Raw genomic sequence first — 15,799 nt, 5'->3', positions numbered from 1 at the left:
GGAATATCGAAAGTTTCAGAACTGAGAGCGTTGGGCGGTGAGGGCAGCCAGGGCGGCAGCGATGTCCTCTTTGACGGCGGCCGGGGTGAAGAGCAAGCCCTGGTCCAGGCTGGTCTGGCGGTACCAAGTGGTGTCCTTGCGGAACGCTGCCGCGGCGGCGGGGTCGTGGGCGTCGATGGCCTTCCACACCGCGGCGTAGGCCTTGGGGTCATCCATGATGCCGGCGAGCGGCGTGTCCAGCGAAACGGCGTCCTGTCCAGCAGCCGGCCGCGCGGCGGGCACGTCCCAGCCGTACTGGCCGGAGCCCACTTCGAACCCGGGAGAGCCGTCCGGAAGCGAGACCAGCGCGGTGGTTCCGGGCGGCACGTCGGCTTCCACCAGGATCCGGTCCCCCACCCGTTTCCAGGCCACCCGGGCCGGGCCGTATGGCGTCTGGTGTGATGTGGAGGCGTGGTCCAGGCTGTTCAGGGGGCAGGGTGCGATGGCCAGTTTCCGGTAGCCGGGCGAGGCCGGGGCGAGGCCGGCAACAGTGCGGTGCATCCAGTCTGCGATGGCTCCGAGGGCATAGTGGTTGAAGGAGGTCATCTCGCCGGGGTTAACGCTGCCGTCCTCCAGGATGGAGTCCCAGCGTTCCCAGATGGTGGTGGCACCCTGCGTCACCGGGTAGAGCCAGGACGGGCACTCGGTCTGGGTGAGCAGCCGCTCGGCAGCGTCCAGGTGTCCGGTGGCGGCCAGGGCGTCTGCGATCAGCGGAGTCCCCACGAACCCAGTGGCGATCCGGTAGCCGCCCAGGCGGGCAAGCTCGGCCAGCCGGTCCCCCAGTGCCTGGCGCTGGGCAGGATCGGTGCTGATGCCGAACATCAGCGCCATCGAGTATGCGGTCTGGGCATCCGAAACCATGCGGCCGGCGGGCGTGACGTACTCGGCCAGGAAGGCCTGCCGGGTGTCCTCCGCGAGCGCCGCGTATTTGCCGTGGTCTGCGTCGGCGCCAAGGACCTCTGCCGCCCGGGCCACCAGGTCCAGGGACCGGAACAGGTAGGCGCTGGCAACAATGTCGCCGTGGGTGCGGGCGGCGCCGGGCTTGTCCGGCGGGGCGGCGGGGTCCAGCCAGTCACCCAGCTGCATCTGGCCCTGCCACAGTCCTGTACCGTCCCGCACTTTCAACAGGGCGTCAGCCCAGTCCCGCATGCTGGCGTACTGCCGGCGGAGCAGGCCGGTGTCCCCGAAACGTTCGTAGAGCACCCAGGGCACCACTGTGGCGGCGTCGCCCCAAGCGGCTACGGGAGCGTCCATCATGTTCAGCACGGACGGCACGACTATGGGAACAACACCGTTACGGTGGCCCTGTTCAAGGGCCATGTCCTGCAGCCAGGAGTCCAGGAACCCCAGCGAGTCGTACAGGTAGCTGGCGGTGGGGCTAAAGACCTGGATGTCCCCTGTCCAGCCCAGCCGCTCGTCCCGCTGCGGGCAGTCCGTGGGCAGTGCCAGGAAATTGCCGCGCATCCCCCAAAGGGCGTTTTCGTGCAGGCGGTTCAGCAGCGGGTCGGAGCATTCGAACCAGCCTGTGCGGCGCATGTCATTGTGCATGACGACGGCGGTGATCGCCGCCGGGTCCAGCTCCCCCGGCCAGTTGTCTACTTGGGCGTACCGGAAGCCGTGGAACGTGAAGCGCGGTTCCCACTCCTCCGAGCCGTTGCCGGCGAGGGAGTACGTGTCGGTGGCGGCTGCCTGCCGCAGCGGCCGGAGTGACAGTTCGCCGTCCTCAAGGACTTCAGCGTGCCGGAGTGTGACGGTGTGCCCCGCCTCGCCGGAAACGCGGATCCGCAGCCGGCCCACGAGGTTCTGGCCGAAGTCCAGCACCGTGGCACCCGAGGGGGTGGTCAGGACTTCCTTGACAGGCAGTTCCTCGATGCGGCGCACGGGCGGGGCACTGGCGGGAGTTGCCTCCGCCCATGCCCCTGCCTCCAATGCGGAAGGGACGATGGCGGCTGGGAGCCAGTTTGCGTCGTCGAACCCGGGCTCGGACCAGCCCGCCTCGCAGCGCCGGGCGTCGAAGGCTTCGCCGGCGTAGATGCCGCTGGATACCAGCGGGCCGCCGGTAAATGCCCGCCATCCCTGGCCACTGGCCACGGTCTGGCGCGTACCGTCGGCGTATTCGAGCCGCAGCTCCACCTTGGCCTCGGGCTGCTCGCCATAGAAGGGCTTGGCGAAGCCGTGGAAGCCGTATTTCTCAGTGAACCAGCCGCCGGCAAGCCAGACACCAATGGCGTTCGCGCCGGGAACCAGCAGGGCAGTGACGTCCGTGGTTTCGTGGTTGAGCCGGTCGGCGTATGCCGTCCAGCCCGGTTTGAGGACCTGGTCATCCACCTCGGAGCCGTTGATTTCGGCCTGGTACACGCCGTGGGCAGTAGCGAAAAGGGTGGCCTTTGCCAGCCCCTCCCCCACCGTGAATTCATGGCGCAGTTGGCCGGGCCGGCCCAGCCGCTGTTCTTCCCCTGCGGCCGGAAGGCCTATCGCTTCGGCCTGCCAGGGGCCGTCCACGTAACCGCCCACCAAAGCCAGGGGCGCGCTCCAGTCCGTTGTGCCGGCGTCGTTCCCGGACACGCGGACTTCCACGTGCACCTGCTCGCCCGCAGCGATGGCGCCGAAGGGCCAGTCCACCAGCACGGACTCCGGGCTTTCGTGCACTGCGGACTCCACCGTCCCGTTCCGGGTCAGCCGAAGCTCGGCCCGGACCTGCTGCCAGTCCCGGCTCCCGGTGGCGGTGGTCCAGCTGAGCCGGGGCCGGGGAACGGCGACGAATGGCGTGTCCGTCCGGTACTCGGCGGTCAACCGCGCGACGGCGGCCTGCTGGCGGGTGGCTGGCTGCGGTGCCAGGAACGTGGATGGCACTAAGGACCTTTCAGGGGAGGAGCAAGGGCTGTCGAGATGGCACTTCGCGGCAATCCGGAGCAGCAACACTGCCGCGAAGTGCCATCTCGCGCAAAGGCTGGCGCGAAGCCGGAACTAGCGGGGTTCGCGGCCTTCGCTGCGGAACCAGTCGAAGGAGACCGTGCCGCTGCTGGCAAACACGCCAGCCACGCGCCCGGTGAAGGACGCAGCGGTCTCGGCGGAAAGGTACCGGCCGTCGAGTTCCGCGAGGGTGACCGGTTCGCCGTCGATGACCGCCTGCAGCGCCACCGTGTCTGAGCTCAGGCTGCCGATGGCGTTGTCCGGGTTGGGCTCGCGGGTTTCGATCCGCAGTTCCAGCGGTCCCCCGGGCGCCGGACGGGTCCACGCCTGTTCAATCGAGGAGATCCTGGCCCGGGCGGTGATGGTAGTCCCGTCAGTTTCGATTGAGTAGTGGTGGGCCTCGTCGTAGCGGACTGCCAGGCCGCCCGCACCTTTGCCGGATTCCGGCGATCCCGCGTCCACCAGCGCGGCGATGGCCTCCACCTGCGACTGCTGGCGGCGGCCAAGGAACGCCGGCCGGGCATCATCCAGGCCCGCGCCGTCGCTGGTCAGCGTGAGGCGTCCCGGGACTTTCTCGGTGGAGGCAAAGGCACCGGGGAAACGCCGGACCGCGATCCAGCCGCCGTCGAGCTCTGCCTGCGCAAAGTCATCCTCATACGCGAAGCCGCCGTCGCGGGGGTTCAGGATGACCGGCTCGGCTACGGGCCAGCCGTCCTCCCAGGTGACCGGGGTGATGAAGGTTTCCCGGCCCAAGGCTGAGAACGCACGGGTCATGCCCTTGGGACGCATGCCCAGGAGCACCATGGCCCAGCCGCCGTCCGGCGTCTCCACCAGGTCGCCGTGGCCAGTGTTCTGGATGGGGCGTTCGGTGCTGCGCGCACTGAGGATGGGGTTGGCCGGGTTGTTCTCGAACGGCCCGGCCGGGGACGTTCCGCGGGCGACGCTGACGCTGTGGCCGCGTTCGGTGCCGCCCTCGGCGATCATCAGGTACCAGTAGCCGCCATGCTTATAGAGGTGCGGCGCCTCCGGGAACATCAGGCCGGTGCCGGACCAGACACTGCGCGGTTGCTCGAGCGCCTTGCCCGCTTCGAGGTCGACGCGGACCTGGAGGATGCCGCCGTGTTCGCCGAAGTTTCCGGTGACCGTATCCAGGCCGGAATACGTCAGGTAGCAGGTGCCGTCCTCGTCCCAGGCTAGGTCCTGGTCGATGCCGATGGCGCCTTCGATGGCGAGCCCGTCGCTCCAGGGCCCTGCCGGGTCCTTGGCTGTGAAGACCAGCGTCCCGCGGGCCATCGCATCGGTGACGGCGACGTAGAACAGGCCGTCATGGAAGCGGATGGTGGGAGCCCAGGCGCCGCCCAGCGTGGGCACGTCCCGGGAATCCAGCTGCCCTTCCCTGTCCACCACATGCCCGATCCGGGTCCAGTTGGCCAGATCGGTGCTGTGGTAAACGGGGATGCCGGGCAGGTATTCGAAAGTGGAGGTGGCCAGGTAGTAGTCCCCGCCCACCTTGACGATGCTGGGGTCCGGGTTGAAGCCGGGGATCAGCGGGTTGGGCAGGTTCATGCGGCACCTTCCGTGCTTGCTGCGGACAGCGTCAGTGTGGTTTCCAGGGGCAGCTCCGTGACGGATGTGCCGATCCGGAGGATGTAGCTGCCGGGCTCGTAGGTCCAGCCGTTGTCCCAGTAGGCAAGAAGCCTGGTGGGGACCTTCAGGACTGCAGTGGCGGTTTCGCCGGCGTCGGCCCGGACGGGGGCGGAACCAACGAGCCAGCGGACGGGGCGGTCGACGGCGGAGCCCGGCTTTTCGGCGTAGACCTGCACCACGTTCTTGCCGGGCCGGGCGCCGGTGTTGGTCAGGGTGACCGTGACGGGGAGAGTGTCCCCCGGGGCCGCTTCCGCGGGGGCAGCGGCACTGTCCAGGGTCCAGGCGGTGTAGCCGAGGCCGTACCCGAATTCGTAGGCGGGCGCGGTTCCGGCCTTGAGCCAGGCGCGGTAGCCGATGTGGATGCCTTCGTCATAGGTCAGGGTCCCGTCCTGAGCGGGGGTGACGTTGATGACCGGCACGTCCTCCTGGCTGGCTGGCCAGGTGGTGGGCAGCCGGCCGCCGGGCTCGATTGCGCCGGTGAGGATGTCGGTGAGGGCGTGGCCGAATTCCTGGCCGCCGAAGTAGCCGATCAGTGTGGCGGCCACTTCATCGCGCCAGGGCAGCAGCACCGGGGAACCGGAGTTGACGATGACCACGGTGCGGGGGTTTGCTGCGGCCACCGCGTGGACCAGGCGGTCCTGCTGGCCGGGCAGTTCCAGGGAGGTCCGGTCGTAGCCTTCGGATTCCACGCGGGAGTTGGTTCCCACCACGACGACGGCGATATCGGACGTGCGCGCGGCTTCCACGGCATCCCTGATGAGGGAGTCGGGGTCGGCGTCGTCCGCTTCGACACCGATGGTGATGGCGAGGGCGTTTGACAGGGCACCTTCCCGGCCGGCGGTGTCGAGTTCGATCCGGACCTCCAGTGGGACCCCGACTGTGGCCTGGACCTGGACGGATGCGGACGGCGGGGCCAGGAACGCGGCGCCGAGGTCCGTGCCGGTCGCTTCGATGGTGGCTTCGCGGGCCAGGACGCCGTCAACGAAGATCCGGCCGTGTCCTACGGTGGAGAAGCCCAGCCGGACGGGACCGGTCTCTTCCGGCGTGAAGACGGTGTGGAACTGGACCGTGGAGGACGCGGCGATGGGCGCGTCCCCGCCGAACCACACCAGGGCGGTGGAGCGGCGGTCCTCAGCGAAGAGCTCGTGGCCGTTTGAGTCCAGGAAGCGGACGCGGACGCCGGGGGTGCCGGTGACGGGGTTGGTGATCTGTTCCAGCGGAAGTTCGGCGATGCCTTCCTGGACCACGGCGCCAACACTGTAGGTGACATTCTCCGCGCCGAACGCTTCGCGGATCCCGTCGAGCGGGGTGACGATCCTTTCCGGGACCACGGTGGCGGAGCCGCCGCCCTGTGTCCGGGCGTAGCGGGCGTTGTGCCCGATCACGGCCACGCGGGAAATTGAGGCAGGGTCCAGCGGCAGCACGCCGTCGTTCTTCACCATCACGGTGCCGGCGGCGGACGCTTCCCGGGCAAAGGAGACGGGGTCTTCCCGGTCCGCGGGCTCGGCCGCGACAGCGTCAAAGCCTTCCAGTGCGCCCACGCGGGCCGCGAGCTGCAGGATCCTCAGGACCTTACGGTCGACGGCTTCCTCGGGAACCTGGCCGGATTTCACGGCCACCACCAGGGCTTCGCCCCAGGGTCCGTCCGGTCCGGGCATGGCCAGGTCCTGGGAGGCGTTGGCGCTGTTGACGCTGCGGACGGCGGTCCAGTCGCTGATGACCACGCCATCGAAGCCCCATTCGCTGTTCAACGGGGTTTCCAGCAGGTCGTTTTCGGTGGCGGTGGTGCCGTTGATGGAGTTGTAGGCGCTCATCACCAGCCACGCCTTCGACTCGACAATGGCCTTCTCAAACGCGAGCAGGTACAGCTCGCGCAGGGGGCGGTCCCCCACCTTGACGTCCACAGTGAACCGGTCCGTCTCGGAGTCATTGGCGATGTAGTGCTTGGGGGTGGCGCCCACGCCGTTGCGCTGTACGCCGGACACGTAGGCCGCTGCAAGCTCAGCCGTGAGGACAGGATCCTCGCTGAATGCCTCGAAGTGGCGGCCGCCCAGCGGTGAACGGTGCAGGTTGATGGTGGGGCCGAGGACGACGTCCACGCCCTTGCGGCGGGCTTCGACGGCGGACGCGGCGCCGAGCCGGTCGGCAATGGCCGGGTCCCAGCTCGAACTGATCGCGGCCGCGGACGGGAAATTCATGGAAGGCTGGCGCTCGTCCCACACTTCACCGCGGACGCCGGTGGGGCCGTCCGAGAACAGCATGCGGCGCAGGCCGATCTTCTCCAGCGGCCAGGTGGTCCAGAAGTCGCGGCCGGTCAGGAGCTGGGCCTTCTCCTCGAGGGTGAGCTGGGCCAGGAGGGCGTTCAGCCGCAGGTCAGTGACGCTCTCATTGGTGGAGCGGATATCGGTGGCGAGGGTGTCCATGGTGGCTTTCTTGGTGGTGTCTGTGAAGGTTGTGCCGGGGCTCATGCTGTGGCACCTGCAGCGGCTGAAGATGCCAGGGCGCGGTGGCCGCCGTGTTCGGCGATGGTGTCCCGGTACCAGTAGGCGCTCTGCTTGGGGATACGGGCCTGGGTGCCATAGTCCACATAGACCAGGCCGAAGCGCTTGTCGTAGCCCTCCGCCCACTCGAAGTTGTCCATGAAGGACCAGGCAAAGTAGCCGCGGACCTCCACACCGTCGGAGATCGCCTCGCCCACAGCGGAGATGTAGCCGCGCAGGTAGTCAATGCGCCGGGGGTCCCGCACTTCGCCGTTCGGGTCCACGTAGTCGTGGAAGGTCACCCCGTTTTCGGTGACATACAGGGGCAGGTCCGTGTACTCGGAGGCAACGCGTTTGAGGACTGCCTTGAGCGCTTCGGGAGTGTTGGACCAGCCGAAGGAGGACGGCGCCGGTTCAACGTGCGTCCAGTTCGGGGTGCTCCCGGAGTCGCTCGCGGAGACCAGCATGTTGGTGTAGTGGTTGATACCGGCGAAGTCCCCCGGCGCGGAGATGATGTCCAGGTCGCCTGGCTGGACCAGGTCACCGGCAGCGGCCCCCTCGCCGGCGGCTGTCAGCCCGTACTTGCCATATGCCGCTACGGTCGGGTCCGCGTAGCGTCCCTTGTAGACGGGGTCCAGGAAGATCCGGTTGCTGACGGCGTCCCAGTATTGGGTGGCCTCGCGGTCTGCCGGGGAGTCCGTCGCCGGGTTGAGGTTGCCGATGATGTTGGTGATGCCCACTTTGGTGCCGGGGCGGCTGGAACGGAATTCGGCCAGTGCCAGTCCGTGCCCCAGGAGCAGGTGGTGGGCTGCCCGCACGGCAAGGCCGTCATCCTTGAACCCGGGTGCCTGCATGCCCCAGGAGTGGCCCAGGAATGCTGCGCACATTGGCTCGTTGATGGTGATCCAGTGCTCGGCCAGGTCGCCCAAAGACTCGGCGACGAGTCCTGCGTACTCGCCGAAGCGGTAGGCCGTCTGCCGGGCGGGCCAGCCGCCGTCGTCCTGCAATGCCTGCGGCAGGTCCCAGTGGTAGAGGGTGACATACGGTGTGATGCCGCGGGCGGTGCACCCCGCCAAGAGGTCGCGGTAGAAGCGCACTCCTTCCGGGTTCAGCGGTCCCGTGCCCGTGGGCTGCAGGCGGGACCAGGACAGGGAGAACCGGTAGGACGGGATGCCGAGTTCGGCCATCAGGTCCAGGTCCGCCTCCCAGCGGTGGTAGTGGTCGCACGCGATGTCGCCGTTGTCCCCGTTGATGGTGGTTCCGGGCTGGTGGGAGAACGTGTCCCAGATACTGGGGCCGCGGCCGCCTTCATTGACACCGCCCTCGATCTGGTAGGCGGCGGTGGCCACCCCCCAGGCGAAGTCGGCGGGAAAAGTTGCGTCGGCGGAAAGCCCCGGACGGGCGGTGGCTGCTGGCTGCGTCATTGGCGCGCCTTTCGGTGTGTGCGGAAATAGGGAAGCGGGTCAGGCTACGCCGGACTGGAGGTCCTGCTCACGCTGGATTTCCAGGAGGCGGAGCCTGTCGGCCCTGTGTTTGGCCTGCCGGTCGGGATCGGGGATCGGTGCGGCCATGAACAGCCGCTGGGTGTAGGGGTGTTCGGGCGCGCCGGTGACCTGTGCGCCGTCGCCCCATTCGACGATCTCGCCGTGGTACATGACGGCCACCCGGTGGCTGAGGTGGCGAACGACGGCGAGGTCGTGGGAGACGAAGAGGTAGGCGACGCCGGTGCGTTCCTGGATCTCGATGAAGAGTTCCATCACCCGGGCCTGGGTGGAAAGGTCCAGGGCGGAGACGGGCTCGTCGCAGACGATGAGCTTCGGGTCCAGGGCCAGCGCCCGGGCAATGGCGACGCGCTGGCGCTGGCCGCCGGAGAACTCCCGGGGTAGCCGGTGCGCGGCGTCATGCGGCAGGCGGACCTGGTTCAGCAGTTCGGCCACGCGTTTGTTGGCGGCGTGCCGTTCCATCTTGCGGACGGTGAGCGGTTCGGTGAGGATCTGCTCGATGGTCATGGACGGGTTCAGGGACGTGTACGGGTCCTGGAAGACCACCTGGATTTCATGGCTGAGTTCCTTGCGCTGGGCCCGGGTAGCCTTGGAGATCTCCTGGCCGCGGTACTTGATGCTGCCGCCGGTGACCGGCGCCAGTCCCAGGACGGCGCGGCCCAGGGTGGTCTTCCCGGAACCGGATTCTCCCACCAGGCCCACGGTCTCGCCCGGCCTGATGTCCAGCGAGACGCCCTTGAGCGCCCGGAACGGTTCCCGGCGGAAGCCCTTGATCGGGTATTCGACCACGACGTCCTTGACGTCGAGCAGCGTCTCGGTCATGACGTCACTTCCTTCAGTTCCTTGGGTCCTGCGGCCGCGCCAGTCGGGCCGAGCGGGCCGCGGGGAGCGGTGTCTTCGAGGATCGCATCAAGCAGTTGGCGGGTGTACGGGTGCCGGGCGTCGTTGAAGATGGCCCGGACGGGTCCGGTTTCCACCACCCTGCCGGTCTGCATGACGGTGACGCGATCACAGAGATCGGCGACTACGCCGAAGTTGTGAGTCACCAGGATGACGCCCATGTTCAGTTCGTCCTGGAGTTCGCGGAGCAGGTTCAGGACTTCGGCCTGCACGGTGACGTCCAGGGCTGTGGTGGGTTCGTCGGCGATCAGCAGGTCCGGTTCGCAGGACACCGCACCGGCGATCAGGACGCGCTGGGCCATGCCGCCGGAGATCTGGTGCGGGTAGGCGTTAAAGGTCCGTTCGGGGTTGGGAATCCCCACCTTGGCCAGCAGGGCAAGGGCACGTTTGCGTGCCTCGGCCTTGGAGATTCCCAGGCAGACCCTCATGGGTTCCATCAGCTGGCTGCCGATGGTGAAGGCGGCGTCCAGGTTGGACATCGGTTCCTGCGGAATGTACGCGATGCGCTTCCCGCGGACCTTTGTCATCTCCTTCTCGGAAAGGTGCGCCAGGTCCTTGCCCTCAAAGAAGATGGAACCACCAGTGATACGCCCGCCCTGGGGCAGGAGCCGGAGGATGGAGAAGGCGGTCTGCGTCTTGCCGGAGCCGGATTCGCCCACCAGGCCATGCACTTCACCGCGCCGGACTGTCAGGTTGACGTGGTTCACCACGTGGGTTGTGGAGCCGTCCGGCTGGTCGTAGCCAACTCCGAGGTCGGTGACTTCCAGCAGCAGCTCACCGGTATCTGCGCCCGGTTCTTCGGGGTGGACGACGGCGGCTGCTCCGCGCTTCCCGGCGGCACCTTCGGCTTCGGCTGCTGCGGCGGCTGCCGCTGCCTTGCGGCTCTTCTTGACCGGACCGCGGCTGCGTTCCAGCTCGTCGCGCATCGCATTGGCCAGCAGAGTCAGGGCGATGCAAACGAGCCCGATGATCAGGGCCGGCCACAGGACCAGCGTGGGTGACTTGAAGATGTTGATGAAGCCGTCGTTGAGCATGCTGCCCCAGGTGGGGATGCTCAAGTCGCCCAGGCCCAGGAACTCGAGGCCCGCCTGGATAGCAATGGCGATACCCAGGACCATGGCGGACTGGATGATGACGGGGGCGCGCACCACTGTCAGGATATGGCGGCCGATGATCCGGAAATCACTAAGGCCGGAAACGCGCGCCGCATCAACATACAGTTCGTTGCGGACTGCGGTGACGGAGGCATAGACCAGGCGGAAGAACGCAGGCGAGAGCATCACGCCGAAGATCATCATGGAGAGCCACATGGAGGGGCCCACCACGGCGCGGGCAGCCAGCAGGACCACCATGCCCGGCAGGGCCATCATCAGGCCGGTGAGCCAGGAGGAGACCGAGTCGAACCAGCCGCCGTAGTATCCGGCGATCAGTCCGGCCGTTACGCCGATGACCAGTGCCACGGCGAGTGCCACCAGGGCGCCGGCGAGGCTGAACTGGCCGGCGAAGAGCAGGCGGCTGAAGACATCGCGGCCCGCGCTGTCCGCGCCGAGGAGGTGGTCGGATCCGGCTTTGGCCAGCACATCCTTGAGGCTGGCCGCGTTGGGGTCGTGAGTGGCCAGCAACGGTGCCAGGACCGAGGCCAGTGCCACCAGGAACAGGACCAGCAGCGAGGCCGCACCCGTCGGGTGGGTCAGGAGCTTGCGGAAGAGGGAAACCTTGGCTGCCGAGGTGGGCAGTGCGAGGGGAGCTTCGATCATGACAGCCGAACTTTCGGATTGAGCCAGCCCTGGGCGAGGTCGATGATGAGGTTGACGGTGACCACGATGGCGGCCGTTGCAACGACGACGCCCATCACCACCGGGATGTCGCCCTGGCCGGTGGCGGCGACGGTGATCTGCCCGAGGCCGGGCAGGGCAAAGATCTGTTCAACGATGACGGCGCCGCCCAGCAGTCCAATGAACTGCACGGCCAGCACGGCAAGGGCGGGGCCGCCGGCATTGCGCAGCACGTGCTTGTAGACCACCCGGTTGAAGGAAAGGCCGCGGGCGCGAAGCGTGCGGACATAATCCTGGCGGAGTGCATCAATCAGCGAGCCGCGGATCTGCTGCACCACGGCAGCAATGCAGCCGATGGAAAGCGCGATGATCGGCAAGGTGACGGTAGCCGCCCAGCCGCCGAACGACGTCGTAATAGGTACATAGCCTGTGGCCTTGAACCACTTGAGGTTGAGGGCGAACAGGGACACGAGCCCCAGCGCGATCAGGAACCCCGGGATGGCGAAGCCCAGGACGCCCACGAACTGGACCACGCGGTCCACCCAGCCGCGGCGCACTGCCGCCCAGACAGCCACCACCACAGACACTACTGCGGCGATGATGGTGGCACCGAGCACCAGGGAGATGGTGACGGAGACACGGCTGCTGACGCCAACGCTGACAAGCTGGCCGGTGAACCAGGACCTGCCAAGGTCGCCGGTCATGGCGCCCGTCAGCCAGTCCCAGTACTGGACCACGAGCGGACGGTCCAGGCCCAGCTGGCTGGCTTTCAACGCAACCTGGGCGTCGCTGGCGGTGGGTCCCACGATGCGGCGGGCAATGTCGCCGCCGCCTGCATACAGCATCAGGTAGGCCACCGTGGTGATGACGAACAGCAACAGGACACCGGAAAACAGGCGCCGCAGCACGAATCGGTACATTCGAATATCCTTCGGGAGGTTCCTGGTGCTGCCGGACCGGGCGAGGTGCCCGGTCCGGCAGCCGGTCCGCTAGGAGGCGGGGGTGAAGGACCAGAGGAACGGGTAGGCGTTGCCCGTCTGGACCTCGACGTTGGTCTTGGCGTCGGTCACGAAGCTGGACTGGGGGCGGTACCACGGAGCAAACCAGGCCTGCTCCACGATGTACTTGTTCAGTTCCTTCGCCGCGGACTTCTGTTCGTCCTCGCTACCTACGTGAATCTTGTTGACCAGTTCGTCAACCGTGGGGTCCTGGTAGTTGTACGGGTTCCACGGGGCGCCCGGGGTGAGCTTCATGTTGATCAGCTGCCAGTCGGACTGCTGTTCAAGGATCATGTAGCTCACGCCGAACTTCGGGGCCAGGAGGTCGGCGATGAAGTTGTTGCCGACGTCAGTGAACTTTACGTCAATGCCCACGTCCTTCAGCTGCTGGGTGATCAGCGCCGGGATGGTGTTGCCCAGCAGGGTGGAGGACGGCAGTTCCAGGGTGAGTCCGCTGGCGTAGCCGGCTTCGGCCAGCAGGGCCTTGGCTTTGGCGGGGTCGTAGGCGTAGCGGGAGTCAAGGGACTCGTCATAGGCGTCCGACGACGGCGGGAACACCTGGGTGGTCAGCTCACCGTAGCCCTGGCCGATGGATTCCAGCATGGCTTTGGTGTCGAAGGCGTAGTTGAGTGCCTGGCGGACACGGACGTCCTTCAGTGCCGGGTTGGTGGTGCCGGCACGGTCGAAGATCAGCAGGCCGGACCAGTTCAGCTCCAGCGGGTTCACCTTGTAGCCGGCGGCTTCGATTTCCGAAAGCGTGTTGTTGTCGATGGTGTTGGCGGCGTTCAGGGTGCCGGACTTGATGGCGTTCAGCAGCGAGGTCTGGTCGCCGTAGACGTTGAGGACCAGGTTGTCGTAGTGCCTGAGGTCCTTGGCCCAGTAGTCCGGGTTGCTCTTGTAGGTGTACGACGTTCCCGTGACGGTGGCGGCGGTATCCAGGATGTAGGGTCCGGAGCCGACGGGGTTGGTGGCGATATCTGCGTTGCCGAAGGAAGCCGGGCTCTGCATGAACGACGCGTCCTTGGACAGGTAGTTCAGGAAGGCCGGGTCTGGGGCGGAGAGGGTCAACTCCAGGGTGGTGGCGTCCACGGCCTTTGCTGTCTGCAGGGCGGCGAGGAACTGCGCGTCCGGGGAGGTGCCGGCCTTGAAGCGCTCGAGGTTCTGCTTGGCGGCATCGGCGTTGAAAGCAGTGCCGTCAGTGAACTTCACGTCGTCGCGCAGCTTGAGGGTGAGGACGGTCTTGTCCTCGTTGTAGTTCCATTCCTTTGCGAGCATCGGAACAAGCGTTCCGTCCGGCTCCATCCGGATCAGGGTGTCGTAGACGGCCTGGTAGAACGGCGAGAGGTTGGCGAACTCGGACTGGTCGGCGGCAAAGGTCTTCGGCGCCAGGAGTGCGCCAAGTGTGAGGGTTTCGGAGGACTGTTCTCCGGAGGCATCTCCGCCGGCTGAACAGCCGGCGAGGCCCAGGGCAACGGCGGCAACAATTGCGGCCATTCGCTTCGATCGGAACATCTTTGGTCCCTTTCACGGTCAGTGGCGTCCACCATGGACGACCATTGGGAAAGACCGTAACATGAAAACCTAGTGGGTACTAGGTTTTCATTCCGGAAACATGAAACGTTATGAAAAGTGACGTGCCCCACAGCGGTTGACCAATTGACGGCAGCTCGTTTCCAGAAGCACTTGATAGGGTTTTGTGATGACAGACACTCCTGCTGCGCTTGTCGAGGCACCCCGCCGGGGCCGGCCCCGCGGCAGCTACGCCAAGACCGAGGCCCGCCGGCAGGAAATCCTGACGGCGGCCTTCCAAGTCTTCGCGGCATCCGGCTACCGGGCAGGGTCGCTCAAGGATGTGGCCGACAAAGTGGGCCTGACCCAGGCCGGACTGCTGCACCACTTCCCCAGCAAGGAGGCGCTGCTCGAGGCGGTGTTGACCCTTCGTGACGAGGAATCGGTGGACCGGCTTGGCACGGCCGACGCCAAAGGCATGGACCTGCTCCGGGGGATGGTGGAGCTGACGCGCTACAACACCACGATCCCGGGCCTGGTGTCGCTGTACTGCGTCCTCTCAGCAGAGGCAACAGACCCGGAGCATCCCGCCCACCAATACTTCCTTCGCCGCTACACCTGGGTCCGGGACACCATTTCAGGGGCATTCGCGGAAGTGGGCAGGCAGGGCCGGCTGCGGCCGGGTGTGGCCCCCCTGGCAGCCACCCGGCAACTCATCGCACTGATGGATGGCCTGCAGGTCCAATGGCTGCTCGACAACACCTCCGTGGACATGCCCGCCGAGGTAGTGGGGTTCCTGGAGGTCGTCACAACGGAAAAGTTCTAGCCGCCCCGGCGCGCCTACCGGACTTTGAAGTCAAACACGAGAACGCCTGATGGGCGCAAATGCTCCCCCGCAAACTGTTTGAATTCGTGGTGCGCCGGGTCGTAGCAGGCAGGATCAGTCACCAGCGGCTCCCCGAGATAGTAGTTCCTGTCTCCCTCGGATTGAAAGGTGACAATGAAGCCGTGCTCCAGTCCACCATGCAGGCCTTCCGGACTGTTCTGCGCACCGGACTCAATGCTGACGATGTAGCGCTTTCCTCGCCGTCTTGATTCTGCCAAGGCATGGAACCGGTCCTCAATTTCCTGGCGCTGTTCACGCGTGGTTGTGTACCGATATCCGAACAGAACGATGTGCCTTAACAGCCCGGGGCGGTAGTCAGGAGCCGTGATGATCGAATCGTTCACCACGGGCTCCCGATGGATGCTGTCGGGCTCATAGCGCTGTCAGCCCTCCGTCGACCGTGAAAAGGCCGCCCGTGGCGTACGCTGATTCATCGCTCGCCAGGTAGACCATGATGCCTTCGACGTCCGCTGCTGTGCCTGCCCTTCCGAGCATGGTCGAATCGACCAAACCGGCACGGCTGGCGGGATCGTCAGCGATGGTCTGGACGAGCGGGGTCTCGGTGTATCCGGGCACCACGGTGTTAACCCGAACGCCGTCTTTGGCGTAGTCTGCGGCCACAACCCTGGCCAGTCCATGGACGCCCGCCTTTGAGCTGGAATAGGCAGTGAAGGTTTGGCCGCAGGCCACCACCGCGGTGGGGCTGCCGGTGCAGATGATTGATCCACCCCTCCCCTGCATTGCACGCACGGCGTGCTTGAGGGTAAGGAATGCTCCACGGTGGTTGATGGCAACGGTCTTCTCCCAAACCTCCAGGGAAAGGTCTCCCACCTTCGCGTCCTGCCCGAAGAGCTGGACGCCGGCGTTGGCCACAACGATGTCCAGCGCGCCCTCGGCAGCGATGGCAGCATAAGCGGCTTCGACGCTGTGCTCATCGGAGATGTCCACAGGCAGGGCCGTGGCCCGTTCGCTGCCGGTGGACGCGGCGGCCTTTTCGGCAGCTTCGACGTTGATGTCGGCAAAGTACACGCGGGCACCTTCGGCGGTGAAGCGCTGGGCCACTGCCAGCCCGATGCCGGATCCTGCACCCGTGACGAGGGCGGCTTTCCCTGCAAGCCTGATTGACATCTTGTTCCTCTTTTCGTGGTGG

At 66.5% G+C, this 15,799-nt stretch carries 11 protein-coding genes; 1 reads left to right on the top strand and 10 read right to left on the bottom strand.

Going from position 1 to position 15,799, the window contains the following annotated elements; translation table 11 throughout:
- Positions 1 to 15: 15 nt before the first annotated feature.
- The 8 genes from ABRP28_RS17200 to ABRP28_RS17165 all read right to left on the bottom strand — a co-directional run bounded on the left by ABRP28_RS17200 (position 16) and on the right by ABRP28_RS17165 (position 13,766).
- Positions 16 to 2,892 (bottom strand): family 78 glycoside hydrolase catalytic domain, encoded by a 2,877-nt coding sequence (locus ABRP28_RS17200; RefSeq protein WP_350001297.1) that lies wholly within the window; start codon positions 2,890 to 2,892, stop codon positions 16 to 18.
- Positions 2,893 to 3,006: 114 nt separating this feature from the next.
- On the bottom strand, positions 3,007 to 4,518 hold the full coding sequence (locus ABRP28_RS17195; RefSeq protein ID WP_350001299.1) for a family 43 glycosylhydrolase: 1,512 nt from the start codon (positions 4,516 to 4,518) through the stop codon (positions 3,007 to 3,009).
- Positions 4,515 to 7,067 carry a glycoside hydrolase family 3 C-terminal domain-containing protein gene (locus tag ABRP28_RS17190; protein ID WP_350001300.1) on the bottom strand — a complete coding sequence of 851 codons (2,553 nt, stop codon included), beginning with the start codon at positions 7,065 to 7,067 and terminating at the stop codon, positions 4,515 to 4,517. Before ABRP28_RS17190 ends, ABRP28_RS17195 begins: the two co-directional genes overlap by 4 nt.
- Positions 7,064 to 8,503: a GH1 family beta-glucosidase gene (locus tag ABRP28_RS17185; protein WP_350001301.1), complete on the bottom strand. Its 1,440-nt coding sequence runs from the start codon at positions 8,501 to 8,503 to the stop codon at positions 7,064 to 7,066. Before ABRP28_RS17185 ends, ABRP28_RS17190 begins: the two co-directional genes overlap by 4 nt.
- 39 nt (positions 8,504 to 8,542) lie before the next feature.
- Positions 8,543 to 9,403 carry an ATP-binding cassette domain-containing protein gene (locus ABRP28_RS17180; protein ID WP_350001303.1) on the bottom strand — a complete coding sequence of 287 codons (861 nt, stop codon included), beginning with the start codon at positions 9,401 to 9,403 and terminating at the stop codon, positions 8,543 to 8,545.
- On the bottom strand, positions 9,400 to 11,238 hold the full coding sequence (locus tag ABRP28_RS17175; protein ID WP_350001304.1) for a dipeptide/oligopeptide/nickel ABC transporter permease/ATP-binding protein: 1,839 nt from the start codon (positions 11,236 to 11,238) through the stop codon (positions 9,400 to 9,402). Before ABRP28_RS17175 ends, ABRP28_RS17180 begins: the two co-directional genes overlap by 4 nt.
- On the bottom strand, positions 11,235 to 12,176 hold the full coding sequence (locus ABRP28_RS17170) for an ABC transporter permease (RefSeq protein WP_350001306.1): 942 nt from the start codon (positions 12,174 to 12,176) through the stop codon (positions 11,235 to 11,237). Before ABRP28_RS17170 ends, ABRP28_RS17175 begins: the two co-directional genes overlap by 4 nt.
- A gap of 69 nt (positions 12,177 to 12,245) precedes the next feature.
- Positions 12,246 to 13,766 carry an ABC transporter substrate-binding protein gene (locus ABRP28_RS17165; RefSeq protein ID WP_350001308.1) on the bottom strand — a complete coding sequence of 507 codons (1,521 nt, stop codon included), beginning with the start codon at positions 13,764 to 13,766 and terminating at the stop codon, positions 12,246 to 12,248.
- A gap of 187 nt (positions 13,767 to 13,953) precedes the next feature.
- On the opposite strand from ABRP28_RS17165, the gene ABRP28_RS17160 reads away from it, so the two are divergent.
- Complete coding sequence (locus ABRP28_RS17160; RefSeq protein ID WP_350001309.1) at positions 13,954 to 14,589, top strand: TetR/AcrR family transcriptional regulator; 636 nt, start codon at positions 13,954 to 13,956, stop codon at positions 14,587 to 14,589.
- Between the two features lie 14 nt (positions 14,590 to 14,603).
- Here the strand turns inward: ABRP28_RS17160 and ABRP28_RS17155 are convergent, their stop codons facing one another.
- The gene (locus tag ABRP28_RS17155; RefSeq protein ID WP_350001311.1) at positions 14,604 to 14,993 is read right to left on the bottom strand and encodes a Dabb family protein; all 390 of its coding nucleotides are present in this window, start codon (positions 14,991 to 14,993) and stop codon (positions 14,604 to 14,606) included.
- Between the two features lie 28 nt (positions 14,994 to 15,021).
- On the bottom strand, positions 15,022 to 15,777 hold the full coding sequence (locus ABRP28_RS17150) for an SDR family oxidoreductase (RefSeq protein ID WP_350001313.1): 756 nt from the start codon (positions 15,775 to 15,777) through the stop codon (positions 15,022 to 15,024).
- Positions 15,778 to 15,799: the final 22 nt, after the last annotated feature.

The organism is Pseudarthrobacter sp. WHRI 8279, assembly GCF_040224115.2.
GTDB lineage: Bacteria > Actinomycetota > Actinomycetes > Actinomycetales > Micrococcaceae > Arthrobacter.
The sequence above is the reverse complement of the archived record's forward strand: the minus strand, read 5'-3'. Positions and strand labels throughout refer to the sequence as shown.